The organism is Microbacterium sp. HM-570, from assembly GCF_054165885.1.
The window spans coordinates 3,029,080-3,050,192 of the sequence record NZ_CM135111.1 but is presented as its reverse complement, the minus strand read 5'-3'; the positions used below and the strand labels follow the sequence as shown (position 1 = coordinate 3,050,192).

The window sequence follows — 21,113 nt, the reverse complement described above, 5'->3', positions numbered from 1 at the left end:
GCGGATGCCCCGCTCACGCGACGGGCTCGGCGACGAGGTCGAGGACGGACGCGACTTCGGATGTCGCGGCATCGACCACGATCGGCTCCACCTGGGAGCCGTCTTCGCGACGAAGGGCCCACTGCGGGTCCTTCAGTCCGTGGCCCGTGACCGTGAGCACGACGCGGGCGCCCTTCGGGATGATGCCGGCCTCGACCCGGTCGAGCAGACCCGCGACGCTGATCGCGGAGGCGGGCTCGACGAAAATGCCGACCTCGCCCGAGAGCAGCTTCTGGGCGGCGAGGATCCGGTCGTCGTCGATCGCGCCGAACCATCCGTCGGTCGCGTCGCGTGCCTCGAGTGCCAGCTCCCACGAAGCGGGGTTGCCGATGCGGATCGCGCTGGCGATCGTCTCGGGGTGACGGACGATCTCGCCCCGAACGAGCGGCGCGCTACCCGCGGCCTGGAAGCCGAACATGCGCGGCAGCCGGGTCGAAACACCGCGCTCGAGCTCTTCGCGGTAACCGCGCGAGTAGGCGGTGTAGTTGCCGGCGTTGCCGACCGGGATGAGGTGGAAGTCGGGGGCGTCGCCGAGCTGCTCGACGACCTCGTACGCGGCCGTCTTCTGACCCTCGATGCGGTCGGGGTTGACCGAGTTGACGAGGTGCACGGGGTAGTTGTCGGCCAGCTCGCGCGCGATCTCGAGGCAGTCGTCGAAGTTGCCGCGGATCTGGATGAGCTTGCCGTTGTGCGCCACGGCCTGGCTGAGCTTGCCCATGGCGATCTTGCCCTCGGGCACGAGCACGGCGGCGGTGATGCCGGCGTGCGCGGCGTAGGCCGCGGCCGAGGCCGAGGTGTTTCCGGTCGAGGCGCAGATGACGGCCTTGGCGCCGTGCTCCACAGCGCGCGACAGGGCGACGGTCATACCGCGGTCCTTGAAGGACCCGGTCGGGTTCATGCCCTCGAACTTGACCCAGACATCCGTTCCCGTCATCCGCGACAGCGCCGGGGCGGGCAGAAGCGGCGTACCGCCCTCGCCGAGGGTCACGACGGTCGAGGCGTCGGTGACGCCGAGCCGATCGGCGTATTCGCGGAGTACTCCGCGCCAGAGGTGTGCCATGTCAGTCTCCTTCTACCCGCAGAACCGAGACGACCCGCTCGACGACGCCGCTCGCGGCGAGTCGGGTAACGGTGTCGCTGAGGTCCTGCTCGAGTGCCTTGTGTGTGCCGATCACGATGCGTGCGATGCCGGGGCCGCCATCCGGGTCTGCCACGACCGTCTGCTCGACGGTCGCGATGGACACCCGTCCCTCGCTGAGGATGCCAGCGACGGTGGCGAGCACGCCCGTCTCGTCGCTGACCTCGAGCGTGATCTGGTACCGCGTCGTGACGCGGCCGATCGGCAGGATGGGCAAGTTCGCGCGGGTGGACTCTCCCACGCCGACGCCACCCGCGATGTGGTGGCGTGCGGCCGAGACGACGTCGCCGAGCACGGCGGAGGCGGTCTGCACTCCCCCGGCGCCCGCGCCGTAGAACATGAGGCTTCCGGCGGCTTCCGCCTCGACGAATACCGCGTTGTTGGCGCCGTGGACGCTCGCGAGCGGATGCGTGCGGGGCACGAGTGCCGGGTAGACGCGCACCGAGATCGCGTCGCCGGTGCCGGCGCCCGTGCCGGTGCCGGTGCCGGTGCCGGTGCCCGAGGCATCCTCGATGCGCTCGCAGACGGCGAGGAGCTTGACGACATAGCCAGCGTGCCGCGCCGACTCGATCAGGGACGCGTCGACCGTGGTGATGCCCTCGCGGTGCACCGTGTCGAGCGGAACGCTCGTGTGGAACGCGAGGCTCGCGAGGATCGCGGCCTTCTGCGCGGCGTCGTATCCCTCGACATCCGCCGTCGGATCGGCCTCGGCATAGCCCAGGCGCTGGGCGTCGGCGAGCACCTCGGCGAAGTCGGCGCCCTCGGTGTCCATGCGGTCGAGGATGTAGTTCGTGGTGCCGTTCACGATGCCCATGATGCGTCGCACGCGGTCACCCGCGAGGGAGTCACGGAGCGGACGGATGATCGGGATCGCCCCGGCCGCGGCAGCCTCGTAATAGACGGATGCTCCGACCTGGTCGGCCGCGTCGAAGATCTCGGTGCCGTGGGTCGCGAGCAGCGCCTTGTTGGCCGTCACGACATCCGCACCGGACGAAATCGCGTGCAGGATCGACGTGCGCGCGGGCTCGATGCCGCCCATCAGCTCGATGACGATGTCGGAGCCGACGATCAGCGAATCGGCGTCCGTCGTGAACAGCTCACGCGGCAGGTCGACGTCGCGCTGCGCGTCGACCTCGCGCACGGCGATCCCCGCCAGTTCGAGTCGAGCTCCGGCACGGTCGGCCAGTTCGTCGCCGTGGCGCAGCAGGAGACCTGCGACCTGTGAGCCCACGGCTCCGGCGCCGAGCAGTGCGACGCGCAGGGTGCGGTAGTCGGTCATTCGTTTCCTCTCAGACCTGAAACGCCCGCGTCGCGCGCAAGCAGGTCGTCGATCGTCTCGCCGCGCACGATCACGCGCGACGCTCCGTCCCGAACGGCCACGATCGGCGGCCTCGGAACATGGTTGTAGTTGCTCGAGAGGGCGTAGCAGTACGCCCCGGTCGCGGGCACCGCCAGCAGGTCGCCGGGTGCGACATCCGCGGGCAGGTATTCGGCGTCGACAACGATGTCGCCCGATTCGCAGTGCTTGCCGACGACGCGCACGAGGGCGGGTTCGGCGGTGCTCGTGCGGTCGGCGATGCGAGCCGAGAACTGCGCGTCGTAGAGCGCGGGGCGCGGGTTGTCGCTCATGCCGCCGTCGACACTCACGTAGCGACGCGTGGCGTGTGGTGTGGGGCCGGTGGTGTCGGCGCCGGATTCGGATGTCTCGACCGAGACATCCTTCGTCGTCCCGATCTCGTACAGCGTGACGCCGGCGGTGCCGACGATGCTCCGTCCCGGCTCGAATGCGAGGGCCGGGATCGGCACGCCGAGCTTGTGAGCCTCGCTCGCGACGACCGAGACGATGCCGTCGGCAAGCTCGCCGATCGGGGTCGGCTCATCGGCCGAGGTGTAGGCGATACCGAAGCCGCCACCGAGATTCAGAACCGGAAGCGGTTCACCGGGCAAGTCAGCGAGCACACCGAGCAGCCGTGCGGCCGACGCGCGGAAGCCGTCTGTGCCGAAGATCTGCGAGCCGATGTGGCAGTGCAGGCCGACGAGGTTGAGGCCGGGGGTCGCACGCACGCGGGCGACGAGCTCGGGGGCGAGTTCGAGGCCGAAGCCGAACTTCTGGTCCTCGTGGGAGGTAGCGAGGAAGTGGTGGGTCTCGGCATGGACGCCCGTGTTGACGCGCAGCAGGACGTCCTGCGGGGCACTTTCGCTGCCCTTGCGGGAGATGATCGCCGCGAGGCGCTCCAGCTCCCAGACACTGTCGATCACGATCGATCCGATGCCGACCTCGACCGCACGCTCGAGCTCGCTGACCGACTTGTTGTTGCCGTGAAAGCCGAGTTGGGCCGCGGGCACACCGGCGGCGAGCGCGACCTCGAGTTCGCCGCGCGTGCAGACGTCGACGCGCAGCCCCTCTTCCATCACCCAGCGCGCAACCTCGCTCGAGAGGAAGGCCTTTCCCGCGTAGTACACCCGCGCGGTGGTGCCATGACGAGCCGCGGCATCCTCGAAAGCCTCGCGCGTGCGGCGAGCGCGAGCGCGCACCTCACCCTCGTCGAGCACGAGAACCGGGGTGCCGTACTGCGCGACCAGGTCGCGCACGGCGACGCCGCCGAGTTCGAGCTGGCCGTCTTCCCGTCGATGCGCAGCAACAGGCCACACATGTGGGGCCAGAGCGTTCGCATCGGCGGGCGGCACGAGCCATCCGGGGGCGAGCGGCGAGGCGACGGACACGGCAGACCAATCGGTGGATTCGGGACGTTCATCGACGCGCGGGCCGACGCAAATCCGCGGGCGGCGGTTCACACACACCACCCCGGCGGTTGCTGAAAGTCTAGGGCACGGGCGCGACTCAGCCGCAGACGCCCGGCTCGCGCAGGGTCGAATCCACGAGGATGCCGCTGGCGATGTCGAACTGCGCGACGACCTGCTGATCAACCACGGCGACATCTGTCAGCGTGAGCCCGGCGGGAAGGGACGACGCGATACACACCTGCCACGGCTGCAGAACAGCATCGGCGAACGCGCCGAACTGATCGCGTAGGCCCTGCGCATCGGCGGTCGCGTCGGCCACCGTGAATGATGCAGGAGTGAGGACGAGCGCCCCGCCCGCCGCGGACGGCGTGAGCCCCACCCCGATCGGAATCGCCGCACCGAACAGACTCAGCTCGACCGTGATCGTGACATCCGATCCCGACACCCCGAGGGATTCTTCCGGGAACCCCTCGACCCCCGCGAGCAGCGTGCGCAGCTGTTCCTGATCGAGAGTCACGGATGCCTCGGCCGAATCGAGCGGACCGTCGGCCGTGAGCGGCACGCCGCGCGCCGTGACACTCACATCGCCCGTGAAACCTTGCAGCGAGACATCCTGAGCTTCGATCTGGACCTCATCGAACCGACCCGCGATGAGCTGCGGGATGACGAGCCCCTCCACCTGAACCTCGGCCTGGTCGGCCGGGACACCGAGTTCGCTCGCGAGGGCTCCGCGCACACCGCGCTCGACGAGATCGCGCGCGAGCCACTCGCCCGCGAACGCAGCACCGCCGAACAGCACGATCACGACGACGAGCGAGACGATCCAGGGCCACAGGCGCCGCTTCCGCCGCGGAGGGGGCGCATCGTCCCAATAGAGGGTCGGCGCGTCCTGCGGCGGCATGGTCATCGCTACATCCGTTCGGGCGCCGAGACGCCAAGCAGGTCGAGTCCGTTGCGCAGAACCTGACCGGTGGCATCGTTCAGCCAGAGGCGGGTGCGGTGAACGGGCTCGACGGGGGCGTCGCCCAGCGGGATGACGCGGCAGTTGTCGTACCAGCGGTGATAGAGGCTCGCGAGTTCTTCGAGACACCGCGCGACACGATGCGGTTCGCGCACCTCGGCGGCAAAGCCCACGATGCGCGGGAATTCTTGCAGGGCTCCGAGAAGCGCCGATTCGGTCTCGTGTGTGAGCAGCTCGGGGGCGAACTCGCTCCGGTCAACGCCCGAGTCCTGGGCGTTCCGCGCGACGTTGTGTGTGCGCGCGTGGGCGTACTGAACGTAGAAGACCGGGTTGTCGTTCGTGCGCTTCCGGAGGATCTCGGGGTCGAGAGTCAGCGGCGAGTCGGCCGGGTATCGCGCCAACGAGTAACGCAAGGCATCCGTTCCGAGCCAGTCGCGCAGGTCGTCGAGCTCGATGATGTTGCCGGCGCGCTTGCTCAGGCGCGCGCCGTTGATCGACACGAGCTGCCCGATCAGCACCTCGATGTCCTTGTTGGGGTCATCCCCCGCCGCGCCCGCCAGGGCCTTCAGCCGGTGGACATAGCCGTGGTGGTCGGCGCCGAGAAGGTAGATCTTGTGCGCGTAGCCGCGGTCTCCCTTGTTGAGGTAGTACGCGGCGTCCGCGGCGAAGTAGGTGTACTCGCCGTCGGACTTGCGGATCACCCGGTCTTTGTCGTCGCCGAAATCGGTCGTCCGAACCCACACGGCGCCGTCGGCGTCGAAGACATGACCCTGGGCACGCAGCCGCTCCACGGCCTCGTCGACGAGGCTCGGTCCGCCATCCGCGGGCTTCGCGTGGAGGGTGCGCTCGCTGAAGAACACATCGAAGTGGACGTTGAACTTGACGAGCGAACTCTGCAGGTCGCCGAGCTGGAGAGCGTAGGCGCGCTCACGCGCGACGGCGAGCTGTTCGTCGGCTGGCAGGTCGAGCAGTCCGGGCTCTTCGGCGAGCACGCGCCCCGCGAGGTCCTCGACGTACGAGCCGGGGTAGCCGTCCTCGGGGGTGGGCTCACCCTTCGCCGCGGCGAGAACCGACCGACCGAAGCGGTCCATCTGCACGCCCGCGTCGTTGATATAGAACTCGCGGACGATCGTCGCGCCGCTGGCCGCGAGCACACGGCCCATGGCATCGCCGAGCGCCGCCCAGCGGGTGTGCCCGATGTGCATGGGACCCGTGGGGTTGGCGCTGACGAACTCGAGGTTGATCGTGTTGCCGCGCTGCGACTCGTTCGTGCCGTAAGCGGCACCGGCCTCGACGATGGTGCGGGCGAGCGATCCGGCCGTGGCGGCGTCGAGGGTGATGTTGATGAAGCCCGGGCCTGCGACATCCACGCTCTCGATGCCCTCGGACTGTGCGAGGGCCTCGGCGATCTCCGTCGCGAGTTCGCGCGGATTCGCGCCAACGAGCTTTGCGAGCTTGAGGGCGGCGTTCGAGGCCCAGTCGCCGTGGTCACGGTTCTTCGGACGCTCCACCGGCAGGTCTGCCGCGGTGAGGCCGTCGGTCGATCCGGGCCGTCGCGCCTCGGCAAGCGGGCGGACGACGGCGAGCAGGGCGGCGGAAAGATCCTCGGGATTCATAGCTGGCCCAGTCTAGTTCGGCACCCGCGTGGGCTCCGGCCCCGCGCCCCGCACACGCGAGGGCGCCCGTTCCCGGCGCGAGCGTGCCCGTTCCTGGGCGCGAGAGTGCCCGTTTCCGATCCGAGAGTGCTCCGGGACACCGCGCGCGACAGAACGGGCACTCTCGCGGGCAGAACAGGCACCCTCGCGCGTGAGAACAAGCACCCTCGCTGTCAGCCGAGCTGCACGAGCTCCCGGTAGTCGTCGGGGACGGATGCCTCGGCGAACGGGTCCGCGGACAGGTCATCCGCGTCCGCCGGGCCCGCGACATCCGGCACCACCCAGGCGTCGACGTGCAGCCGATCGAGCCCGACCTGCGCGCCGTGGAAGCTGAGGAACGCGCAGTCCGCCGCGTCCCGCCCGGTCGCGATGCGTACGAGGGAGCGCCGGTCGGCCAGGCGCGTCGCGTCGATGACATACCAGGCGCCGTCGAGGTAGGCCTCGGCGACCGCGTGGAAGTCCATCGGGTCCAGCCCCGGGGCGTAGCACGCGGCGTATCGGGCGGGCACGTCCATCGCCCGAAGCAGCGCGATGACGACGTGCGCGTAGTCGCGGCACACGCCCTGGCCGGTCATGAGCGTCGTGACCGCACTGTCGGTGCCGAGGCTCAGCCCCGGTGTGTAGGTCACCGACTGCTCGACGAAGCGGGTCACGGCGGCGATCAGCTCAGCACCGGCGAGCCCTGCGAACTGGTGGCGCGCCTGCGAGAACACCTCGTCCGACTGGCAGTAGCGGCTGGGGCGCAGGTAGATGATGCTGTCGAGCTCGCTCGTGCGGGCGGGCCCCGTCTGACCCTCGACCACCGCTTCGTACCGCACGCGCAGGGGCCCGGGCTCGCCCGTCAGGCGGTGCAGACGGGTGCCGTCCTGGTCGATGATCTCGGTCGGGGTGTACACCAGATCGTCGCGCGTGAACGTCAAGATCTCGCTCGCGAGGGGCACCTGGCGAGCGGTCGTCAACGAGAAGATCAGGTCGGCGGGGCCGGCCAGATCGAGGTCGAGTTCTGCGGTGACGATGCGCTGCACCGAGACATCCTCGCATGCCCGTGTGACGCCTCCGCACGCCGCCAGAACGACGCTCCTCCAAGAGCAGATGACTGCCGTGGCATCCGCACATAATTCTGTGACCTACCCTCTATTCATGCCCGATGCCGCCCGCCGTCCCCGCGTGCGCGTCGGTGTGGTCTGGGCGATGGCGGCCGCGGTCGTCGCGGCCGCCGTGATCGGCGCCTGGCAACCGTGGCAGCGTCCGACGCCCGCATCCGATGTCGCGGGCGGCGCCGGACTCCAGAACGCCGGGACGGATGCCTCGGCCCCGGCCGCCTTGACCATTCCGCCCGATGCGACGGTGCTCGTCTTCGGTGATTCGTGGACGTATGGTTCCGCGGCGAGCGCCCCCACTCTCGGGTACGCGTATGAACTCGGACGCCTGACGGGATGGACGACCATCGTCGACGGCGTCCGCGGGAGCGGATACCTGAAGCCGGGCATCGATGGGCCATCCTTCGGCGAGCGCATCGCGGCGCTCGACCCCGAGCTCGACCCCGACCTGATCATCGTGCAGGGCTCTATCAACGACCGACTGCTCGCCGCCAAGAACGACTACGCCGGGGCCGTGAACGCGGCTTGGGACGCACTCACCGGGCTGTATCCGGATGCCTCGATCGTCGTCCTGGGTCCCGCGCCTCAGGTGCTTCCGGTCGAGAGTGGCACCGCGCTCATCGACTCGGAGCTCTCGCGCCTGGCCGCCGAACGCGGCTGGTGGTACATCTCCCCCATCCACGACACGTGGATCGTCGCGTCGAACTACTTCGACGTCATCGACACGGGCGTCGGCAGAAACCATCCGTCCACCGCGGGTCACGCGTATCTCGCGGAGCGGTTGGCGCAGGCACTGGCCGAACGGATGGCTGTCGTCGAGGCCGTCGCCGAGACGCCGGCACCGACCGAGGGCTGACGCACCTTCGTCCCGCACGCGCGCACGGGACGTCGGCGTTTCGGGTGATAACCTCGACCGGTACGCCTCCGTAGCTCAGGGGATAGAGCGTTGGTTTCCGGTACCAAAGGTCGCTGGTTCGATTCCAGTCGGGGGCACAGTGAGAGATCCCGGTCCGGGATTGTTCGAGTGAGGCGCGGCCGCGGCGTCGCCACCGCGTCAGTTTCGGCGATCCTGGTGCTCGTCGTGGGCGTGATCTTCGCCGTCTTTTCGAGCGAACAGGATGCTTCCCCAGCACCCGCGTCGCCCATCACGGTCCCGACGGGCGCGGCGGGGTCGGCCCTCGCTGTGCTCGAGACCCTCGAGGTGAAGGGCCGCGCGCCGAAGACCGGTTACTCGCGAGACGAGTTCGGCTCCGCTTGGCTCGACGTCGATCGCAACGGATGCGACACCCGCAACGACATCCTCGCTCGCGACCTGACGGCGATCACCGGCTCGGGGACATGCCGGGTGCTCACCGGAACCCTCGCCGATCCCTATACCGCCGACACAATCAGCTTCGTGCGCGGGCAGGGAACGTCCGAGCTCGTGCAGATCGACCACGTCGTCGCCCTCAGCGATGCGTGGCAAAAGGGTGCGAGTCAGCTCTCCCCCGACGTGCGCGTGCTGTTCGCCAACGATCCTCTGAATCTGCTCGCGGTCGACGGTCAGGCGAATTCGCAGAAGGGCGATGGGGATGCCGCGACGTGGCTCCCTCCGAACCGTACCTTCCGCTGCGCATACGTCGCCCGGCAGGTGTCGGTCAAGGCGGCGTACGGACTGTGGGTCACGTCCGCGGAGCACGACGCGATTGCGCGGGTTCTCGCCTCGTGCCCCGACGAACCCGCGCTCGCGGCGACGGAGCCCCTGGTCAGTCGCTGAGGATTGCTTCGGCGTCGAGTCCCGGGTCGTTCAGTTTCGCGGCGTTGAAGTGGGTCAACGCGAGCGGGCCGGTCAGGTAGCGGTCCTCATCCGGGAACGTCACCGGGGTCGTCGCCCAGTCCTCGCCGGCATACGCGACGAGGGATGCCTCATCCGCCCACCGACTGACGTACCGCACCCGCGTGCGGTCGGCGCGATCGACGAGCACCTCGTGATCGAGCAGCCCGGCGTATCGCGCGGGAAATGTTGCGACCAGGTCGATCAGGACGGCGAGAAAGTCGTCGACCATGCCCGGGCGAACGAGGGCCTCGGAAACGCGAACGATCACCATGAAACCAACCCCGCCTAATGCCCGACGGCGGCCAGACACCCGCCGTCCATGATGTACCCGCCAACGTCGACCGCTACCGCATCGGGCGTGACAGCCCCGAACACGCATCCCCCGTCGATCCCGACGCCGAACAGCACCTCTCCGTGGGACTCGCGCACCTGCACCACCTCGACGTCGAACCCGGCCTCGGCGAACACGTCGCGAGCGCCGTCTTCCGTGAGCACGGCGCCGGAATCACGCCATGCGGTCAGCGCGGATGTCAGGGGCCCGACATACTCCTCGCCCACAGCTCGGGCCGCGTCGGTCATCTCCATCCGCTCGCGGTAGAGCTCATTGAGCTCCATGTTCGCCTCGCCGTCGTAAACGACGCATCCTTCGGGCGATTCGACACCCGGCTGCTCGGGCACGGCGCACGTCGGCGTCGGCGTCGGCGAGGCTTCTGGTGCCGTGGCCGACGTCGCGCTCGACGAGGGTGTTCCTGTCACGACAGCGGGCGACGAGGCGCAGGATGCCAAAGTTGCGGCGATCACCGCGAGTGCGCCGACCACGGCGAGGGCATAGCGCTTGCTCGCAAAGGCATACCTCGAGGCCATTCGTTGGTTTCCTCCGAGTCGTGTGGCCTTCGAAGGCTACCGAACGGTCGTCACGGATTCGGGTTCACGCTGAGGTTCTCGTCGAGCGAGATCCACCCCTCCGGCGCCGTGCCCGCCGGTCCCAGATGCGCCTCGCTGAAGCCGGGCTGGGTCGAGGTTAGCTCCCCTCCTCCGCACGCGACGCCTCGCCGGTCCTCGCGTTCGATGGCCCAGGTGACAATGCAGATCGAGGCGGGATCCTGGCCCTCGGCTACCCAGTAGGCGACTTTTTCGTACTCGCCAACGTAGCGGGACGTCTCCGCGCGCAGACTCTGTCGCATGTCCCCCGACATGCCTTCAGGGAGCTCATCCGCGTCCGTTGCGGCGCGCGCAAACGCTGCGATTCCCGACGGGGGTTCGCCGCCACCCGACGTAGCAGAGTCCGCGGGCGCGGGCGCAGGTATGGCAACGACATCACCCGAACGGGCGTACATCGATGCCGTGACGGCACCGACCGCGATCCCCGTCACCACGACGACGGCGGACACACTCACCGCGAGGCGCGCCCGGCTCCGACGGATGCTGTCGGCCCGCGCCGCTCCCGCCAGCACCAACCCGCGCATCTCGGACTTCTCGTCCGAGCCCAATACTGTTCGATCGTCCATGTCAGCTCTCCCACGTCGGGATGATGTCGTCGCGCAGCCGGGCTTTTGCCCGCGCCAACCGCGACTTCACCGTGCCGACCGGGATGCCCAGCGCGGCAGCGGTGTCTTTCTCCGGGTACCCCTCGAGGATCGACAACACGACGACCTCGCGTTCGCGCGTCGGCAACTCGCGCAACGCGCTCAGCAGGCCGGATTCGTCGGCAACAACGGGAGCAGGCACGTCATCCGCTCTCGGCGTCCGGGCCAGCAGGTTCCGGTATCGACGGGCAGACCGTTCGAGGTTCCGCGCCGCGTTGCTGACCCTATTCAGCAACCAGGGCAGCGGCGAACCATCGACCAGGCGCACCGAGCGACGCTTGCGCCACAGCTCCGAGAACGCGATGACCACGGCATCCTTCGCGTCCTCGCGCACGCTCAGAAGCCGTGAGGCATGTCGGAAGAGCCGGTCACCGTGCCGATCGAACAGGCGGGCCAACGCGGCCTCGTCGTCCGCGCAGACACCGGCCCAGTCATCCCGGTCTTCGTCGCTCATACCCGGTTATGTCCGGACAGGACGAAAAGGTTCACGGTGCCGAGAATCCGCGCGCCAAATCGTCAGACGAGGAACAGACCGTCGAGCGCCCCGGGGTTGTGCGCGTGCACAAGCACCAAGAAGACGACCGCATCGAACAACAGGTGCACCGTGACGACGTACGCCAGCGACCGGGTCTTCAGGAAGATGAAGCCCTGCAGCAGCGCGAACGGGATCGTCAGGAACGGACCCCACGCCTGGTACCCGAGCTCCCACAGGAACGACACGAACACGATCGCCTGTAGCCCGTTCGCAACCCACATCGGGAAGTGCCGACGCAGCAGAACGAAGACCGTGCAGATGAAGAACAGCTCGTCCCAGATGCCGACCGCCCCGACCCCGGCGAACAGCCGCGCGATCAGCTCGGGTGTGTTCACGACGGGCCAGTTCGTGTAGACGCCCGAGGTGATGAAGTAGAACGGCAGGATGAGCCAGCCGAGGATCAGGACGACCACCAGCCACGTCCACTGGAACGTCGTCCATTTTCCGCCCCCGCGCCACGGGAACCGGATCGCGTAGTCCCGGTAGACGAACCGCGAGATCACATAGGGCACGACGACCGCGCCGCCGAGCGCGAGGGTGAACCGCACCATGGCCCAGTTGTCGAGCTCGGCCTTCAGGGGGATCACGCTGACGATCAGCATCCCGATCGCGATCAGCGACAGGTCGCGCACGAGACTCGGCGGGCGGGCGACATCTCCGGCGCCGTGCGGGTCCGAGAGAGGACCGGATGCCTCAGCGGAACCCCGACCATCCAGCTGCCTGCGCAGCAACCAGGCCAGCAGCATCCCGAGCGCCAGCAGCCCCCAGCCGAGCCAGGTGATCCGCAGCACGAAGAAGGCGGGAGCCGCGAGGCACACCACGAGCGCCGGAAGCAGCCCGATCCAGACGGTCGGACGGACGGGAGCGTTCTTATCGGTGAGCGCAGGCATCCCCTTCAGTCTCGCAGACAGCGGCCACTGGCGCCCCCGCGAGATCAGCCGACGCGACGGTACGCGAGATCCCGGATGGCTCGACCCGCCCGGATTCCTTTGCGCTCGAACGCCGTCATCACGCGTCCGTCGAACCTCTCGGCCCAGTCGCCGTCGAACGCGCGCTCGAAGTGCGGTGAGGCATCCAGCGCGACGCGCATCCCTCGCGCGTAGTCCTCCCAGTCGGTCGCCAACCGCAGCAGGCTTCCGGGTGCGAGGGCGCGGGCGGCGGCGTCCGCGAATTCTTCTGTCACGAGCCGACGCTTGGTGTGCTTGTTCTTGTGCCACGGGTCGGGGAAGAAGACCCACAGTTCGGCGACGGATGCCTCGGGCACGAGCGTCGTCAGCACCTCGGGCGCGTTCGCCTCGATCACGCGGATATTGCGCGCCCCCTCGCGCTCGGCGTCGAGCATCGTGCGGGCAAGCCCCGCGCGGAAGACCTCCACCGCGAGAAAGTCGTTCTCGGGACGCGCGAGGGCGGCGGCGATGATCGCATGTCCCTGCCCCGACCCGACCTCGACGATCAGCGGAGCTTCGCGACCGTACACCTCGGCGGGCTGCAGGCGAGCATCGCGATGGACGGATGTCTCGGCGTTGCCGCGCTCGACGTCGATCAGGTAGGCGGGGGCAAGGTCGACCCAGGCACGCTCCTGACCGTCCGACATCCGGCCGCCCCGCCGGACGAACGAGACCGGCTTGTCGCGGAAGGTGGGTTCGTCGGGTTCGGTCACACTCTCCAGGCTACCGAGCGCCGGCATCCGTCCCCGCCGCGGGCCGCGTCCGCGCCTCACTCGTCGCGAACGGCGGGAGCACGGCCCTCCGGCCCACCATCTGCGGCGAGTGAACATGTGCACCGGAAAGTCAGTCGTCGCGAATGGCGGGTGTTGACTCCATGCCCCCGCCATTTGTGACGAGTGAACGGTCCTGCGCGGGGTGCGCTTCGACAGGCTCAGCGCGCGGAGTATCAAGACGGGCGATCATGCCGACGCGGGCCTCAGGACGTGACGAAGTCGATCAACTCTTCGACCCGGCCGAGGAGCGCCGGCTCGAGGTCGCGATACGACGACACCGCACCCAGCACTCGCCGCCACGCGCGGGCGAGATCGGCGGGGGTCTCGGACGGCCATCCCAGGCCGCGGCAGACGCCCGTCTTCCAGTCGGTCCCGCGCGGAACCTCGGGCCACGCCCGGATGCCCAGGGCCTGCGGCGTCACGCACTGCCACACGTCGATGAACGGATGTCCCACGATCAGCGTGTGCGCACCGTGCGGGCCGCGCGCCACGGCGTCAGCGATTCGCGCCTCTTTCGAGCCCGGCACGAGATGGTCGACGAGCACGCCGTAGCGGCGCTTCGCCGAGGGCGGCTCGGCGGCGAGCATCGCGTCGAGCAAGTCCACACCTTCGAGGTACTCGACGACGACACCCTCGATGCGGAGGTCATCGCCCCACACCTTCTCCACCAGTTCGGCGTCGTGCCGGCCCTCGACGAGGATCCGGCTCGGCAGCGCGACGCGCGCTCGCGCATCGGCAACCGCGAAAGAACCCGAAGCCGTGCGGGCGGTCGCCGGCCGGGTGGAGGGCGCGGAGGGCGCCGGCGGTCCGAGCTCGACAAGCTGACCATCCACCATGAATCCGGGGCCCAGAGGGAACAGGCGACGACGCCCATGCCGGTCTTCGAGCTCGACGTGGCCGGACTTCACACTGGTCACGGCCCCGCACCATCCGTCCGTGGCGACCTCGACCACCATGTCGTGTTCTGCCGCGACGCGAGGCACGCGTTTTGCGTTTTTGTCGCGCCATCCCGCGGCGAGCACGTCCGTTCCGTACCTGTCGTCCATGTCGCCTTCCGGGGGTCTCGCGGGTCGAGCGGGCGGGTCAACCGACGCCCGAAGCATCCTTCACCCGCCGCGAAACGCTACCTCGCCTCCGAAGCCCGATCGCGTGGGCTCGCCGCAAGGGTGCTCGATCGCCTTGCGCGCGCTGGGCGCCCGCTATCGGGCATGCCGGACGACGCATAGACTCGTCGGGTGGGCTGTTCCTCGGCCCTCGAAGGGGGTCGCGATGCGCGCGCGCTGGTCTCTGAACGCGCGTGCGGCTGCCCTCGGCCTGGTTGTCACGGCGCTCGTGCTGGGCCCTGCCGCAGCAGTGAGCGCAACCCCGCCGGTCACCCTCGGCACCGGCTACGTGCTCGACGACGTGGGCATCCTGACGACGGACGAGATCTCGTCCGCGGAAGCCAACCTCACCGAGTTCCGCGATCAGTCCGGCCTTGACCTCTGGGTGATTTTCGTCGACGAGTTCACCGATCCGTCGTCATCTGCGGACTGGGCGAACCAGACCGCACTCGACAACGGTCTCGGCCCGACGCAATATCTGCTCGCGGTGGCCACCGAATCCCGACAGTTGTATCTCTCGGGCGACAGCGCAGGCCCCGTGACGGACGATCAGCTCGCTGCGATCGAGCAGAACGACACACAGCCCGCGCTCCGCGACAACGACTGGCTCGGCGCCATCGACGCGACGGCCGCGGGACTCGGCGACGCCATCGGCATCACGACCGGCGGCAGTACGGATGGCGGCAGTACGGATGGCGGCAGCGGAACGGATGGCGGCAGTACGGATGGCGGCGGGCCCGCTACATCGGGCGGCTCGGGCGGCTCCTCCGGCGTCCTTCCCCTCCTCGCCGTCGGCGCGGTCGTCGTTGCCGGTTTCGTGCTGGTCGGCTGGGTGCTGCTGCGCAAGCGCAAGCGGCCCACCGGTGCCGGCGTCGAGGCACCCGTCGTGTCGACCGAAGAGCTCGAGCAACAGGCATCCGCTGCCCTCGTCGCCGCCGATGACGCGATCACGACGAGCACGCAAGAACTCGGTTTCGCCCGGGCACAGTTCGGCGACGAAGCCACGGCGGAGTTCGAGGATGCCCTCGCTCGTGCCCGTGCGGCGATGACCGAAGCGTTCGCGCTTCAGCAGTCCCTCGATGACGAGAAGCCCGACACGGATGCCTCGGCCCGCGCGGCCTATTCGCGCATCCTCGAACTCTGCGCGGCGGCGAACGCCGACCTCGATGCCAAGGCCGCGGCCTTCGACGAACTGCGCCAGCTCGAGCAGAACGCTCCCGAGGCGCTGGTGCGCGTCGAGGACGAGAGGGCACAGGCCGCGGCTGCGATCGAAGCCGCCGATGCCGCTTTGGTCACCCTCGGGACTCGATTCGCGCCGGAGGCCTTCGCGACGGTCGCGGACAACACCGATCAGGCCCGCGCTCGCTTGGAGTTCGCCGCCGAGCAACTCGCCGAAGCCCAGCGCGACGTCGGCGCGGGTCGCGGCGGCGAGGCTGCTGTCGGCATTCGTGCCGCCGAAGACGCGGTCGATCAGGCGCGGCTCCTCGAGAAAGCGATCGACGACCTCGCGACGAACCTCGCCGAGGGTGAGCGCCAGGCGTCCGCACTCGTCGGCGAACTCGAGACGGACCTTGCGACGGCCGCGTCGCTCCCCGACCCGGATGGCCGCATCGCTGCGACAACGCTCGCGACCCGGCGCAGTATCGACGAAGCACGGAAGTTGCTCGTCCCGCCGAGCAGGCCCCTCGCCGCGCTGGAGGCACTGCGCTCTGCGAATGACCAGATCGATGCCGTGATCGCGGGGGTACGCGACGCGCAGGCCCGCGACGAGCGCGCCCGCCAACAACTCGCGCAGGCGATGTTGCAGGCCCAGGCGCAGATCTCGGCCGCCGACGACTACATCACCTCACGCCGCGGCGCGGTGGGGGCACCGGCCCGCACGCGACTGGCCGAGGCGCGTGCTTCGCTCGCCGGGGCGCAGCAGCTCCAAGCCACCGATGCGGCCGCTGCGCTCGGGCAAGCCGGTCGAGCGGCCCAGCTCGCGGCCGAGGCCACCAGCGCCGCCCAAAGCGACGTCGGTGCGTTCGATGGCGGTGGTTTCGGCGGTTCGGGCTTCGGTGGCGGATCAGGCTCGAACAGCGGATCCGGGATGCTCGGGGCCGTGCTCGGCGGCGTTGTGCTCAACTCTCTCCTCGGCGGCGGCGGCTCGCGATCGTCGGGCGGCTTCGGGGGCCTCGGCGGTCTGGGCGGTTTCGGCGGCAGTTCCCGCGGGGGCGGCTCACGCGGCGGCAGCTTCGGGGGCGGCCGCGCCCGCCCGGCTAGTTTCGGTGGCGGCGGCACCCGAGGACGACGCGGCGGAGGCCGGTTCTGACCCGGGGTGCGGCGTGACAGCCGAGCCGAGCCCCATGCATCCGTCATTCAGACCACAGACCACAACCATGTGAACAGCCAACAAGGAAGGAAACCGTAATGGCCAAGCAGTCCATTTTCGGCCGCATCTCAACCCTCGTGCGGGCGAACGTCAACGCCATGATCGACCAGGCCGAAGACCCGCAGAAGATGCTCGACCAGCTCGTCCGCGACTTCACCAACAACATCGCCGACGCAGAGACAGCGATCGCCGAGACCATCGGCAGCCTGCGCCTGCTCGAGCGCGACCACCAGGAAGACATCCAGGCTTCCAAGGAGTGGGGCGGCAAGGCGCTCGCGGCGAGCCGCAAGGCCGACCAGCTGCGTGCGGCGGGCGACCCGACCGACGCCGATAAGTTCGACAACCTCGCCAAGATCGCGCTGCAGCGCCAGATCGCCGCCGAGAGCGAGGCGCGTGCCGCCGAACCGCAGATCGCGTCGCAGACCGAGGTCGTCGACAAGCTCAAGGATGGCCTGAACGGCATGAAGCAGAAGCTCGAGCAGTTGCGCGCGAAGCGCAGCGAACTGCTCGCGCGGGCGAAGACCGCCGAAGCTCAGAACCGCGTGCACGACGCGGTCAAGTCGATCGACGTCATGGACCCGACGAGCGAGCTCGGACGTTTCGAGGACAAGATCCGTCGCCAGGAAGCCCTCGCCGCCGGCAAGGCGGAGCTTGCCGCGTCGAGCATCGATGCGCAGTTCGAGAGCCTCGAAGACCTGGGCCAGCTGACCGAGGTCGAGGCACGCCTGGCCGAGCTTAAGTCCGGTGGCCCGCAGCGCGCCGCGATCGACGCGCCGAGTCCCGACCTCTGATTCACACCACGGTCGTCGAGCAGGGCCGCGCCGCGGCATCCGTGATTCCGAGAAGGACGCGGATGCCGCGGCGCGGCACGTGCGGAAAGATGGGCAGATGGCGCGCTTCGTGATCGTCCCGCAGTGGCAAGGTTCGTCGTCCAGTCGCGCGATGCAGCTCGTCGACGGGGCGACCGCGATCGCGGGTGATCTGCCGCGGTCGGCGTGCACGCTCGTCGAGGTACCCGCCGAGGCCGGTGAGAGCCTCGAGACGAATGTGCGACGCCTGTCGACTCTGCGTCGTGTGCGTGAGTTGGTGCAGGATGCCGTCGCGGGCGGTGACGGCCCCGCGATTGTCATCGGGGGCGATTGCGGAGTGTCGGTGGGAGCCGTCGCAGGTGCCGTCAGAGAGAACGGGACCGCAGGCGATGTGGCGGTCGTGTGGCTCGACGCGCACGCCGATCTGCACACTCCCGAGACGGTCGTGTCCGGGGCCTTTCACGGCATGGTGCTGCGCGCCATCCTCGGCGAAGGTGTCGATGGGATGACGCTGCCCGTCGGCGTGATCACGCCCGATCGTGTCGTTCTCGTCGGGACACGCGATCTCGCGGCGCCCGAAGAGGAGTACATCGCCGAGACGGGCATGCGGATGCTTCCGGTCGAGAGTCTCGCCGACCCCGCGTCCGTCGTGGCCGCGGTGGCCGAGACCGGGGCGAGCCGGGTGTTCCTGCACATCGACGTCGACGTGCTCGATCCGGCCGCACTCGCAGGGCTCGCGTTCCCCGTACCCTTCGGAGCTCAGCCCGCCGACCTGATCGCGACGATCAAAGCGCTGCGGGCGCGCTTCCCGCTCGTGGGCGCGGCGATCACCGAGTTCTCGCCGTCGTCGCCGGACGATGCCGTCAACGATCTGGGCACGATCCTGCGCGTCGTCGGTGCGCTTGTATGAGCCCGGCGACTCCCCCCGACGGATGGCGTGAACGCGCCGATCGAGCGGTGCGCCGCGGACAACAACTGGACCGATTCATCCCCGCGTTCCTGCTCGACTCCCCCGTCAGCCGCGCCGGCTACCTCTACGCCACGGGCGTCGCCTGGGTATGGGGCGGGCTGCTCAGCACCGGGCGCATCGAACGCAAGAACGGCCTGTGGGTGTTCCGCGGGCTCCCCGCGTGGGCGTTCGCGCGCGGGGGCGTGTGCACAGGAGCGTGCTTTCTGACCGGTGACGACACCGTGCCGGCATCCGTTCTCCGCCATGAGGCAATCCACCGTCGGCAGTGGCAGCGATACGGGATGCTGATGCCGCTGATGTACGCGATCGCCGGGCGAGACCCGCTCCGCAACCGCTTCGAGATCGAGGCGGGCCTGGAGGACGGGCGGTACGTTCCGCGTCAGCGGGCGAGCAAGCCGTAACGCTGCGGCGTCGTGATGGCCTCGGGCGAGACGCCGCGGCGGTCGGTCAGGTGCTCGAGGATGTCGGCGGTGCCGAGGAATCCGCCCAGCAACGCCACGCGAGTGTCATCGCTCTCGTCGCAGATCATCTCGTCTGCCCAGGCGGTGACGGCGCGGGTCAGAGCGGCGCCGGGTGCACAGGCGCGGCTGGTTCCCGGCTCACCCGAGCGACGCGACCGGTCGAGCCACGTGAGCGTCATGCGCTGGGGCACCTCGAGGTCGGTGATGTACGACGCATCCGGCACCTCGACGAAGATGCGGCCTGTCGAGCAGAGCGGCAGCGTCACGAGCAGCGCCTCGAGCTCGGTGAGCGAGGTCTCGTCGGCGGTCACCAGGTGCTGCGCGCGGCTCGCGCGCGACGCACGACGCGTCGTGGTGCGCGGCACAGCAGTGGGGAGGGAATCGATCGACATGATGCCTTCCACTATACCCGCGAGGAAGGCATGCCTAACCTTTGTGGCCGTGAATAACCTGCGGGCTTTCGACCCCGGTTCGAACACGGCAGGTACGGGCAATTTTTCTCATGTTCTTCTCATGTGCGAAGGCCTGATCGGGGTTGTTTCGGGGGTCGAGTGTCGGTGGTTGGTCGGATGATGTAGTCATGACCGAATCCGCAGTGAATGCCCGTCTTCGGGCTGACGCGCGGATGGACGTGTTGTTGCCGAAACTGATCGAGATCCGTGCCGCGAAAGCCCGGCTCGATGCTGAGGAAGCCCGCGCGCTGGCGGAGGCACAGACGATCGCGGCGGACTGGACCGAAGAATCCGACACCGGTCGGGTCGGGTCGGATGCCGGTTTCCCGTACCGGTCGATCGCGGCCGAGATCGGTGCGGCGTTGCGGGTCAGCGACCGCACCGTGCAACGACAAATGGGTGAAGCCGCAACCCTCGTGCACGACTACACCGGGACATTGGAAGCACTGGATGCCGGGGTGATCTCGGTCGCGCATGTGCGGGCGATCGTCACGGCCGGGGCCATCATCGAGACGCCGGAGATGCGGGGCGAGTTCGAACAGGACGTGCTGCAGATCGCAGCGGCGGAGTCCGCGACGCGTTTGACGCCGTTGGCGAAGCGCCGCGCGGAATGGTACGCCGACACCACATTCGAGCAACGCCACCGCCGCGCCGCCGAAGACCGCACCGTCTGGGTCACCGACCTCGACGACGGCATGGCCGAGCTTCGCGCGATCCTCCCCGCCGTCATCGCTCACGGCGTCCACGACCGCCTCAGCGAAATGGCACGCACCGTCATTGATGCACGCCGCGTCGAAACTGGCGCGGGCGACGGGTCCGCGGGCACGACTACCGACGCAGGCGGATGCGGGGACGACGGGCCCACGGACTCACCTGATGTCCGCACGACGGACCAGATCCGAGCCGACATCCTCGGCGACCTGCTCCTCACCGCCGCACCCACCGGCCACACCGACCTCGGAGCGATCCGCGCCACCGTCCAGATCACCGTCCCGGTCATGTCGCTCATCGAGAAGCGCATCACCGACCCCTACGAGAGCGCATTCCTCGTCGGACACTCCCCCGTCGATCCCGAAACGGCCTGCATGCTCACCGCGCAGGCACCGGGCTGGGACCGGATCCTCACACATCCGATCTCCGGCCAGGTGCTCGCCGTCGACAGATATAGACCGAGCGAGCAGCAACGAAGACACCTCACCGTCCGAGACCAACACTGTCGATTCCCCGGATGCCGCATGCCCGCCAAACGCTGCGATGTCGACCACACCATCGACCACGCCCACGGCGGCCAAACAGACGTCTGCAACCTCGCCTGCCTCTGCGAGAGACATCACACGCTCAAACACAACACCGCCTGGACCGTCCGACAACTCCCCGGCGGAATCCTCGAATGGACCAGCCCCACCGGCCGCATCTACATCGACACACCGGTCAGCACCATCGAATTCGCACCCGACCCCGAACACGAGATACCCAACGACCCCATCCCCGCCTCGACGACGCGGGTGCCCGAGGAACTCGACCCCGACGACATCGACTTCGACGAGCTCCAGTTCGACCCGCTCGAGCTCATCCCGTTCTGACCATCACCCGCGCCGTTCTGACCCTCACCCGCGAACAAACCCTGCTCGTTGAGCGCGCACAGCGAGACG

21 protein-coding genes and 1 tRNA gene are annotated in these 21,113 nt (G+C 68.9%); 8 read left to right on the top strand and 14 right to left on the bottom strand.

All coding sequences use genetic code 11. The features are described from left to right. Positions 1 to 13: 13 nt before the first annotated feature. The 6 genes from thrC to ACT9TC_RS14560 all read right to left on the bottom strand — a co-directional run bounded on the left by thrC (position 14) and on the right by ACT9TC_RS14560 (position 7,563). Entirely contained in the window at positions 14 to 1,099 is a 1,086-nt protein-coding gene (thrC, locus tag ACT9TC_RS14585) for a threonine synthase (RefSeq protein ID WP_458041177.1), read from the bottom strand. A gap of 1 nt (position 1,100) precedes the next feature. After that, complete coding sequence (locus ACT9TC_RS14580; RefSeq protein ID WP_458041176.1) at positions 1,101 to 2,456, bottom strand: homoserine dehydrogenase; 1,356 nt, start codon at positions 2,454 to 2,456, stop codon at positions 1,101 to 1,103. Continuing rightward, the gene (lysA, locus tag ACT9TC_RS14575) at positions 2,453 to 3,901 is read right to left on the bottom strand and encodes a diaminopimelate decarboxylase (RefSeq protein ID WP_458042945.1); all 1,449 of its coding nucleotides are present in this window, start codon (positions 3,899 to 3,901) and stop codon (positions 2,453 to 2,455) included. The genes ACT9TC_RS14580 and lysA overlap by 4 nt, the downstream gene beginning before the upstream one ends. Positions 3,902 to 4,019: 118 nt before the next feature. Next, the gene (locus tag ACT9TC_RS14570; protein ID WP_458041175.1) at positions 4,020 to 4,829 is read right to left on the bottom strand and encodes an LmeA family phospholipid-binding protein; all 810 of its coding nucleotides are present in this window, start codon (positions 4,827 to 4,829) and stop codon (positions 4,020 to 4,022) included. A gap of 2 nt (positions 4,830 to 4,831) precedes the next feature. Further along, positions 4,832 to 6,499 carry an arginine--tRNA ligase gene (argS, locus tag ACT9TC_RS14565; RefSeq protein ID WP_458041174.1) on the bottom strand — a complete coding sequence of 556 codons (1,668 nt, stop codon included), beginning with the start codon at positions 6,497 to 6,499 and terminating at the stop codon, positions 4,832 to 4,834. Positions 6,500 to 6,711: 212 nt separating this feature from the next. Further along, positions 6,712 to 7,563, bottom strand: coding sequence for a transglutaminase-like domain-containing protein (locus ACT9TC_RS14560; RefSeq protein WP_458041173.1), 852 nt, complete (start codon positions 7,561 to 7,563; stop codon positions 6,712 to 6,714). 115 nt (positions 7,564 to 7,678) lie between these two features. Here ACT9TC_RS14560 and ACT9TC_RS14555 point away from each other — a divergent pair, with 115 nt between their 5' ends. The 3 genes from ACT9TC_RS14555 to ACT9TC_RS14545 all read left to right on the top strand — a co-directional run bounded on the left by ACT9TC_RS14555 (position 7,679) and on the right by ACT9TC_RS14545 (position 9,394). Beyond that, positions 7,679 to 8,494, top strand: a complete 816-nt coding sequence (locus ACT9TC_RS14555) for an SGNH/GDSL hydrolase family protein (RefSeq protein ID WP_458041172.1) — start codon at positions 7,679 to 7,681, stop codon at positions 8,492 to 8,494. A 64-nt stretch (positions 8,495 to 8,558) separates the two neighbouring features. Then, a tRNA-Arg gene (locus ACT9TC_RS14550) sits at positions 8,559 to 8,631 on the top strand. Positions 8,632 to 8,662: 31 nt separating this feature from the next. Continuing rightward, positions 8,663 to 9,394: an HNH endonuclease family protein gene (locus tag ACT9TC_RS14545; RefSeq protein ID WP_458041171.1), complete on the top strand. Its 732-nt coding sequence runs from the start codon at positions 8,663 to 8,665 to the stop codon at positions 9,392 to 9,394. On the opposite strand, the gene ACT9TC_RS14540 is transcribed toward ACT9TC_RS14545, so the two are convergent. From ACT9TC_RS14540 to ACT9TC_RS14510, 7 genes are all read right to left on the bottom strand, one after another. After that, complete coding sequence (locus tag ACT9TC_RS14540) at positions 9,384 to 9,725, bottom strand: putative quinol monooxygenase (protein WP_458041170.1); 342 nt, start codon at positions 9,723 to 9,725, stop codon at positions 9,384 to 9,386. The two genes, ACT9TC_RS14545 and ACT9TC_RS14540, sit on opposite strands and share 11 nt — an antisense overlap. 14 nt (positions 9,726 to 9,739) lie before the next feature. Continuing rightward, positions 9,740 to 10,318: a hypothetical protein gene (locus ACT9TC_RS14535; RefSeq protein WP_458041169.1), complete on the bottom strand. Its 579-nt coding sequence runs from the start codon at positions 10,316 to 10,318 to the stop codon at positions 9,740 to 9,742. Positions 10,319 to 10,368: 50 nt separating this feature from the next. After that, positions 10,369 to 10,962, bottom strand: coding sequence for a hypothetical protein (locus ACT9TC_RS14530; protein WP_458041168.1), 594 nt, complete (start codon positions 10,960 to 10,962; stop codon positions 10,369 to 10,371). A gap of 1 nt (position 10,963) precedes the next feature. Further along, a complete protein-coding gene (locus ACT9TC_RS14525) occupies positions 10,964 to 11,494 on the bottom strand; it encodes an RNA polymerase sigma factor (protein WP_458041167.1) in 531 nt (176 codons plus the stop codon). A 62-nt stretch (positions 11,495 to 11,556) separates the two neighbouring features. Further along, the gene (locus ACT9TC_RS14520; RefSeq protein ID WP_458041166.1) at positions 11,557 to 12,465 is read right to left on the bottom strand and encodes a CPBP family intramembrane glutamic endopeptidase; all 909 of its coding nucleotides are present in this window, start codon (positions 12,463 to 12,465) and stop codon (positions 11,557 to 11,559) included. Between the two features lie 44 nt (positions 12,466 to 12,509). After that, the gene (trmB, locus tag ACT9TC_RS14515) at positions 12,510 to 13,262 is read right to left on the bottom strand and encodes a tRNA (guanosine(46)-N7)-methyltransferase TrmB (protein ID WP_458041165.1); all 753 of its coding nucleotides are present in this window, start codon (positions 13,260 to 13,262) and stop codon (positions 12,510 to 12,512) included. A gap of 236 nt (positions 13,263 to 13,498) precedes the next feature. After that, complete coding sequence (locus tag ACT9TC_RS14510) at positions 13,499 to 14,341, bottom strand: DUF3097 domain-containing protein (RefSeq protein WP_458041164.1); 843 nt, start codon at positions 14,339 to 14,341, stop codon at positions 13,499 to 13,501. A 223-nt stretch (positions 14,342 to 14,564) separates the two neighbouring features. Here ACT9TC_RS14510 and ACT9TC_RS14505 point away from each other — a divergent pair, with 223 nt between their 5' ends. From ACT9TC_RS14505 to ACT9TC_RS14490, 4 genes are all read left to right on the top strand, one after another. Further along, positions 14,565 to 16,709: a TPM domain-containing protein gene (locus ACT9TC_RS14505; RefSeq protein ID WP_458041163.1), complete on the top strand. Its 2,145-nt coding sequence runs from the start codon at positions 14,565 to 14,567 to the stop codon at positions 16,707 to 16,709. Positions 16,710 to 16,807: 98 nt separating this feature from the next. Beyond that, on the top strand, positions 16,808 to 17,560 hold the full coding sequence (locus ACT9TC_RS14500; protein ID WP_458041162.1) for a PspA/IM30 family protein: 753 nt from the start codon (positions 16,808 to 16,810) through the stop codon (positions 17,558 to 17,560). 97 nt (positions 17,561 to 17,657) lie between these two features. Then, positions 17,658 to 18,488, top strand: coding sequence for an arginase family protein (locus tag ACT9TC_RS14495; protein ID WP_458041161.1), 831 nt, complete (start codon positions 17,658 to 17,660; stop codon positions 18,486 to 18,488). After that, positions 18,485 to 18,949 carry a Fe-S oxidoreductase gene (locus tag ACT9TC_RS14490; protein WP_458041160.1) on the top strand — a complete coding sequence of 155 codons (465 nt, stop codon included), beginning with the start codon at positions 18,485 to 18,487 and terminating at the stop codon, positions 18,947 to 18,949. The genes ACT9TC_RS14495 and ACT9TC_RS14490 overlap by 4 nt, the downstream gene beginning before the upstream one ends. Here ACT9TC_RS14490 and ACT9TC_RS14485 read toward each other — a convergent pair. Continuing rightward, complete coding sequence (locus ACT9TC_RS14485) at positions 18,928 to 19,401, bottom strand: SIP domain-containing protein (RefSeq protein WP_458041159.1); 474 nt, start codon at positions 19,399 to 19,401, stop codon at positions 18,928 to 18,930. The two genes, ACT9TC_RS14490 and ACT9TC_RS14485, sit on opposite strands and share 22 nt — an antisense overlap. Positions 19,402 to 19,589: 188 nt before the next feature. On the opposite strand from ACT9TC_RS14485, the gene ACT9TC_RS14480 reads away from it, so the two are divergent. Next, on the top strand, positions 19,590 to 21,044 hold the full coding sequence (locus ACT9TC_RS14480) for a DUF222 domain-containing protein (protein WP_458041158.1): 1,455 nt from the start codon (positions 19,590 to 19,592) through the stop codon (positions 21,042 to 21,044). Positions 21,045 to 21,113 lie beyond the last annotated feature (69 nt).

Excerpts from the sequence above, each read along its gene's own strand:
- ACT9TC_RS14570 (WP_458041175.1), bottom strand. The coding sequence starts at position 4,829 with ATGACCATGCCGCCGCAGGACGCGCCGACCCTCTATTGGGACGATGCG.
- ACT9TC_RS14480 (WP_458041158.1), top strand. The coding sequence starts at position 19,590 with ATGACCGAATCCGCAGTGAATGCCCGTCTTCGGGCTGACGCGCGGATG.
- ACT9TC_RS14520 (WP_458041166.1), bottom strand. The coding sequence starts at position 12,465 with ATGCCTGCGCTCACCGATAAGAACGCTCCCGTCCGTCCGACCGTCTGG.
- ACT9TC_RS14530 (WP_458041168.1), bottom strand. The coding sequence starts at position 10,962 with ATGGACGATCGAACAGTATTGGGCTCGGACGAGAAGTCCGAGATGCGC.
- ACT9TC_RS14555 (WP_458041172.1), top strand. The coding sequence starts at position 7,679 with ATGCCCGATGCCGCCCGCCGTCCCCGCGTGCGCGTCGGTGTGGTCTGG.
- trmB (WP_458041165.1), bottom strand. The coding sequence starts at position 13,262 with ATGCCGGCGCTCGGTAGCCTGGAGAGTGTGACCGAACCCGACGAACCC.
- ACT9TC_RS14495 (WP_458041161.1), top strand. The coding sequence starts at position 17,658 with ATGGCGCGCTTCGTGATCGTCCCGCAGTGGCAAGGTTCGTCGTCCAGT.
- ACT9TC_RS14485 (WP_458041159.1), bottom strand. The coding sequence starts at position 19,401 with ATGTCGATCGATTCCCTCCCCACTGCTGTGCCGCGCACCACGACGCGT.
- ACT9TC_RS14540 (WP_458041170.1), bottom strand. The coding sequence starts at position 9,725 with ATGGTGATCGTTCGCGTTTCCGAGGCCCTCGTTCGCCCGGGCATGGTC.
- argS (WP_458041174.1), bottom strand. The coding sequence starts at position 6,499 with ATGAATCCCGAGGATCTTTCCGCCGCCCTGCTCGCCGTCGTCCGCCCG.
- ACT9TC_RS14510 (WP_458041164.1), bottom strand. The coding sequence starts at position 14,341 with ATGGACGACAGGTACGGAACGGACGTGCTCGCCGCGGGATGGCGCGAC.
- ACT9TC_RS14490 (WP_458041160.1), top strand. The coding sequence starts at position 18,485 with ATGAGCCCGGCGACTCCCCCCGACGGATGGCGTGAACGCGCCGATCGA.
- thrC (WP_458041177.1), bottom strand. The coding sequence starts at position 1,099 with ATGGCACACCTCTGGCGCGGAGTACTCCGCGAATACGCCGATCGGCTC.
- ACT9TC_RS14535 (WP_458041169.1), bottom strand. The coding sequence starts at position 10,318 with ATGGCCTCGAGGTATGCCTTTGCGAGCAAGCGCTATGCCCTCGCCGTG.
- ACT9TC_RS14505 (WP_458041163.1), top strand. The coding sequence starts at position 14,565 with ATGCGCGCGCGCTGGTCTCTGAACGCGCGTGCGGCTGCCCTCGGCCTG.
- ACT9TC_RS14580 (WP_458041176.1), bottom strand. The coding sequence starts at position 2,456 with ATGACCGACTACCGCACCCTGCGCGTCGCACTGCTCGGCGCCGGAGCC.
- ACT9TC_RS14525 (WP_458041167.1), bottom strand. The coding sequence starts at position 11,494 with ATGAGCGACGAAGACCGGGATGACTGGGCCGGTGTCTGCGCGGACGAC.
- ACT9TC_RS14500 (WP_458041162.1), top strand. The coding sequence starts at position 16,808 with ATGGCCAAGCAGTCCATTTTCGGCCGCATCTCAACCCTCGTGCGGGCG.